This window comes from Brevibacterium sp. LS14, assembly GCF_012027885.1.
GTDB lineage: Bacteria > Actinomycetota > Actinomycetes > Actinomycetales > Brevibacteriaceae > Brevibacterium > Brevibacterium casei.
Map to the genome: position 1 here is coordinate 1 of NZ_SJXG01000003.1, position 1,039 is coordinate 1,039.

1 protein-coding gene is annotated in these 1,039 nt (G+C 66.4%); it reads left to right on the plus strand.

Annotated elements, in window-relative coordinates; translation table 11 throughout:
• On the plus strand, positions 1-1,039 hold a 1,039-nt coding region (locus EZE58_RS00010), incomplete at both ends, for an HNH endonuclease signature motif containing protein (protein WP_167559538.1).

The window sequence follows — 1,039 nt, forward strand, 5'->3', positions numbered from 1 at the left end:
AGTGACACCCTGCGCACCGGGCTGCGCAAACTCATCCACCTCCTCCAAACCCCCGACGACCGGTCCCACATCGCCGCGCAGCGCCGCCGCGTCGACGTCGACACCTTCGGCAACGGCACCGCCTGCCTGTCCATCACCGCCCCCGCTGATGAAATCCATGCCGCCTACGCCCGCGTGAACGCCATGGCCAGAGCCATCCACAACGGCCAAACCAGCACCCTCAACCTCCCCGCCGGGGTCGAGATCATCGACGAGCGCACCATCAGCGCCCTCATGTGCGACATGTTCCTCCGCCCCCACCCGAAACTGGCCATCCGAGTCCGCGAACTCGACCCCATCACCGGCATCGAAACCCACCGTGAAACCCCGCTCCTCGATGAGAACGGGGAACCCCGGTTTCACTATGACGACACCACCATCACCGGACTCACCGACCTCCTCACCCCCGCAGTCAGGGAAGACACGGATGCCGGACCGGACGGAACCGAACCACGAGGAACCGACCCTGCAGCCACCACCATTGAGTCCCCCTACCCGCCTGGGGCATCGTTCTTCCCCCACGGCCGCCCCCAACCGGTGGTGGTCGAGTACGCCATCCTCGTGGACATGGAATCCGGGCCTGAGGCGATGCGCAACCAGGCCGGTGTCATCGTCACCGTCCCCTTCCTCACCCTCACCGGCGACGCCAACCTGCCCGGCACCCTTGCTGACGGGTCCCCCATCCCGGCAGAGACGGCCCGTCGCATCGCCGCCGGTGCCCCGACACTGACCCGGATCCTCACCGACCCGGCCACCGGCACCCCACTCGACGCCCAAGCACTGACCTACGCGATCCCGAAACCCGTCAGGCGGACCCTGATCAACCAATGGGCCACCTGCACCTTCCCCGGCTGCACCAGAACCGCGGAGAAGACCGAGATCGATCACGTCGACCCGTTCAACCACACCGACCCGATCCGGGGTGGGCTCACCCAGTTCGGCAACCTCCTGTCAAGCCCCGGGTTTCGTAGAGGCTCCTATTCTTGGTTTCCTAAGCAGC